At 65.2% G+C, this 4,343-nt stretch carries 4 protein-coding genes; 3 read left to right on the top strand and 1 reads right to left on the bottom strand.

What is annotated here, in order from left to right; translation table 11 throughout:
• From mfd to xth, 3 genes are all read left to right on the top strand, one after another.
• The coding region (mfd, locus tag VKP01_RS11095) for a transcription-repair coupling factor (RefSeq protein WP_324412265.1) at positions 1–2,472 on the top strand (2,472 nt) is incomplete at its 5' end.
• A gap of 99 nt (positions 2,473–2,571) precedes the next feature.
• The gene (locus VKP01_RS11090) at positions 2,572–3,132 is read left to right on the top strand and encodes a CoA-binding protein (RefSeq protein ID WP_324412263.1); all 561 of its coding nucleotides are present in this window, start codon (positions 2,572–2,574) and stop codon (positions 3,130–3,132) included.
• 36 nt (positions 3,133–3,168) lie between these two features.
• Complete coding sequence (gene xth, locus VKP01_RS11085; protein ID WP_324412262.1) at positions 3,169–3,951, top strand: exodeoxyribonuclease III; 783 nt, start codon at positions 3,169–3,171, stop codon at positions 3,949–3,951.
• A 16-nt stretch (positions 3,952–3,967) separates the two neighbouring features.
• Here xth and VKP01_RS11080 read toward each other — a convergent pair.
• The coding region (locus VKP01_RS11080) for an ABC transporter ATP-binding protein (protein WP_324412260.1) at positions 3,968–4,343 on the bottom strand (376 nt) is incomplete at its 5' end.

The following is a 4,343-nucleotide window of genomic DNA, read 5'->3' as shown; positions in this document are numbered from 1 at the left end:
CAGCGCGCCGGTGGCGTTCTGACACCCTTCGCCGCGCCGCAGACAGCGGAGCGCATCGTCGTCGATTGTGGCGCCCGTCAGGGCCGCAGCTTCGCCGCCGAGCGCGAGGCAGAGGGCGCCAACGTCTTCGACGCCGCCGTCGCGCATATCCGTAATCTGCAAAAGGACGGTCGCAAGGTCATGCTCGCGGCCTGGTCGGAGGGCTCGCGCGAGCGGCTCGAACACGTGCTGGCCGATCACGGGCTGGAGCACGTCAAGGGGCTGCGCCGGTTCGACGAGGTGGAGGCGCTTTCCAAAACCGAGATCGGCCTCGCGGTCTGGGGCATCGAATCCGGCTTCGAGGCGCGCGATGTCGCGGTGATCGGCGAGCAGGACATTCTCGGCGATCGCCTCGTGCGTGCGCGGCGTCGGGGCAAGAAGCCGCAGGATGTGCTGACCGAGGTCTCCGCCCTCACCCCCGGCGACGTGATCGTGCATGCCGATCACGGCATCGGACGCTTCATCGGGCTCAAGACCATCGAGGCTGCCGGCGCGCCGCATGATTGCCTCGAGATCCACTATGCCGGTGGCGACCGTCTCTTCCTGCCGGTGGAGAATATCGAACTTTTGACGCGCTACGGCTCCGAGGATACCGAGGTTCAGCTCGACAAGCTCGGCGGCGGCGCCTGGCAGGCGCGCAAGGCGAAGATGAAGCAGCGCATCCGCGAGATGGCGGACGGGCTTATCAGGATCGCCGCCGCCCGCGTCATGCGCGAGGCGCCCAAACTGACGCCTCAGGAAGGGCTTTACGACGAATTCGCCGCGCGCTTCCCATTCGAGGAAACAGAAGACCAGCTCAACGCCATCGATGCGGTGATGAACGATCTCGCCTCCGGGCGTCCGATGGACCGACTCGTTTGCGGCGATGTCGGTTTCGGGAAGACCGAGGTTGCGCTGCGCGCCGCCTTCGCCTGCGCCATGGCCGGACGTCAGGTCGCGGTGGTGGTGCCGACGACGCTGCTCGCGCGCCAGCATTTCAAGACCTTCGAGGAACGCTTCAAGGGCCTGCCCGTGCAGATCGGCCAGGCCTCGCGCTTCGTCAATTCCGCCGAGCTCAAGCGCGTCAAGGAAGGCATTGCCGACGGTACCGTCGATATCGTCGTGGGCACCCATGCGCTGCTGGGCAAGACGGTGAAGTTCCGCGATCTCGGCCTGATCATCGTCGATGAGGAGCAGCATTTCGGCGTCAGTCACAAGGAGCGGCTGAAGGAGCTGCGCGCCGAGGTGCATGTGCTGACGCTCTCCGCCACCCCGATCCCGCGCACGCTGCAGCTCGCCCTCACCGGGGTGCGTGAGCTCTCGCTGATCGCGACGCCGCCGGTCGACAGGCTGGCCGTGCGCACCTTCGTCGCGCCCTTCGATCCGCTTGCGATCCGCGAGGCGCTCTTGCGCGAGCGCTATCGCGGCGGCCAGGCCTTCTATGTCGCGCCGCGCATCGAGGATCTGAGCGAGGTCAAGGCCTTCCTCGATCGCGAGATACCCGAGGTAAAAGTCGCGGTCGCCCATGGCCAGATGGCGGCCGGCCAGCTCGAGGACGTGATGACGGCGTTCTACGAGGGCAAGTTCGACGTGCTGCTTTCCACAACAATCGTCGAATCGGGCCTCGACATCCCCACCGCCAACACGCTGATCGTGCACCGCGCCGACATGTTCGGCCTGTCTCAGCTCTACCAGTTGCGCGGGCGCGTCGGGCGCTCGAAAACGCGGGCCTACGCGCTGTTCACGGTCCCGGAGAATCGCACCCTCACGCCGCAGGCGGAGCGCCGCCTCAAGGTGCTGCAATCGCTCGATACGCTCGGCGCCGGCTTCCAGCTCGCGAGCCACGATCTCGACATTCGCGGCGCCGGCAATCTGCTCGGCGAGGAGCAATCGGGCCATATCCGCGAGGTGGGTTACGAGCTCTATCAGCAGATGCTGGAAGATGCCGTCTCCCAGCTCAAGGAGGGCAAGGGCGAGGTGATGGAGGACCAGTGGTCGCCGACCATTGCCATCGGCGCGCCGGTGATGATCCCGGAGAATTACGTCCCCGACCTGCAACTGCGCCTCGACCTCTACCGCCGCCTCGCCGGCATGGAGGATGAGAGCGCCATCGCGGAATTCGGCATCGAGATGGTCGATCGCTTCGGCGAGAAGCCATCAGAGGTCGATCAGCTCCTCCAGGTCATGCAGATCAAGGTGCTGTGCCGGCGCGCCAATGTCGAGAAGGTCGAGGGCGGGGCCAAGGGCATCACCGTCTCCTTCCGCGACAATTCCTTCGCCGATCCGGCCGGCCTCGTCGCCTATGTGGCCGATCAGGGCCCGACGGCGAAGGTGCGCGCCGACATGAAGATCGTCTTCATGCGCGACGTCGCCGATATCGACCGCCGCCTGAAGACCACCCGCAACATCCTTCGGGAGCTGGTGAAGATCGCCGAGGGCAAGAAAGCGGCTTGAGAGCAATACCATCCCGCTTCCGCGCCCTTCCCGATTGCACCGGACGCTGTGGCGGCGTAACCATGTGCCGGTGCGGCAATCGGGATACGAGGCAACGGCATGACACAGGCGGCGATAGTCCATGACCAGTATCCGGATAGGCATATCCGGAGCATCCTGCAGCAGACGCGCACGATCGCGATCGTCGGCGCCTCGGCCAATCCGGCGCGCCCGAGCTGGATCGTGATCAAGTATCTGAAGGAACGCGATTTCGACGTCATCCCGGTCAATCCGGGACTGGCGGGAACCGAGATTCTCGGCCTGCCCGTCTACGGCACGCTCGCCGATATTCCCCGCCCCGTCGACATGGTCGAGATCTTCCGCAATTCCGCCGCTGCGGGCCCGATCGTCGACGAAGCCCTCGCGCTCGACCCGCTGCCGAAGGTGATCTGGATGCAGCTCTCCGTGCGCAATGACGAGGCCGCAGCGCGGGCGGAGGCACGCGGGGTAACGGTCGTGATGAACCGCTGTCCAAAGATCGAATATGGTCGCCTCTCCGGTGAGATCGCCTGGCAGGGAATCAACTCACGGGTGATTTCAGCGAAGAAGCCGACGCTTGCCGTGAAGGGTTTCCAGAAGCTCACCCTCGGCCAGAATCCATATGGCGGCGGGCGCCGCTGACATATCCCGCCATTGCGTTCGAAAGATCAAAGCCCGATGCGTATCGCCACGTGGAACGTCAATTCTATCCGCACCCGCCACGACCACCTGCTGGCCTTCCTCGAAGAAGCGAAGCCGGATGTGTTGTGCCTGCAGGAGCTCAAGACGACACAGGAAAACGTCCCGACAGGCGCGATCGAGGATGCGGGATACAATCTCGTCGTGCATGGCCAGAAGAGCTATAACGGCGTCGCCATCCTCTCACGCCACCCGATCGAGGATGTGCGCACCGGTCTGCCGGGCGATGATTCCGACGAACAGGCGCGCTACATCGAAGCCGTGATCTCCCGTGACGGCGAGGCCGTGCGCGTCGCCTCGATCTACCTGCCGAACGGCAATCCGATCGATGACGCCAGGAAATTCCCCTACAAGCTCGTCTGGATGGACCGCCTGATTGCGCATGCACGAGGCCTGCTCGCGGACGAGGAAATCTTCGTGCTCGCCGGCGATTACAACGTCATTCCGCAGCCGCGCGATGCGGCGAAGCCGCAAGCCTGGGTGAATGACGCGTTGTTCCAGCTGGAGACGCGCGCTCGCTGGCGGGCACTGGAGGCGCTCGGGCTCACCGATGCCCTGCGCGCCTGCGACGATTCAGACGGGCTCTACACTTTCTGGGATTACCAAGCTGGCGCCTGGCAGCGCAATAACGGCATCCGCATCGACCATCTGCTGCTCTCGCCCCGTGCGGCAGACCGGTTGGCCGGCTACGCCATACACAAGCATGTGCGCGGCTGGGAAAAGCCCTCGGACCACGTACCGGTCTCGATCGACCTTACGTGAGGCCGCGGCTTCGCGCTCAGACCTTGTCGATGACCTTGCCGTCGGCAATGGTGATGATGCGATCCATGCGCGATGCAATCTCGACATTGTGCGTCGCGATCAGCGCGGCGAGGCCGGTGGCGCGCACCAGCGAGACCAGCGTGTTGAACACGTGCCCGGCCGTCTGCGGGTCGAGATTGCCGGTTGGTTCGTCGGCCAGAAGCAGGCGCGGCGCATTCGCCACGGCGCGCGCGATCGCGACCCGCTGCTGCTCGCCTCCCGAAAGCTCCGAGGGACGATGCGTGGCGCGCGGGCCGAGGCCGAGAAATTCGAGCAATTCCCGCGCCCGCTTGCGGGCTTCCGCCTTGGGCAGGCCGCGAATGAGTTGGGGCATCACCACATTCTCAAGCGCG

The organism is Saliniramus sp. (genome assembly GCF_035311605.1).
In the GTDB taxonomy this organism is placed as follows: domain Bacteria; phylum Pseudomonadota; class Alphaproteobacteria; order Rhizobiales; family Beijerinckiaceae; genus Saliniramus.
This window is presented reverse-complemented; position numbering and strand designations above follow the sequence as displayed.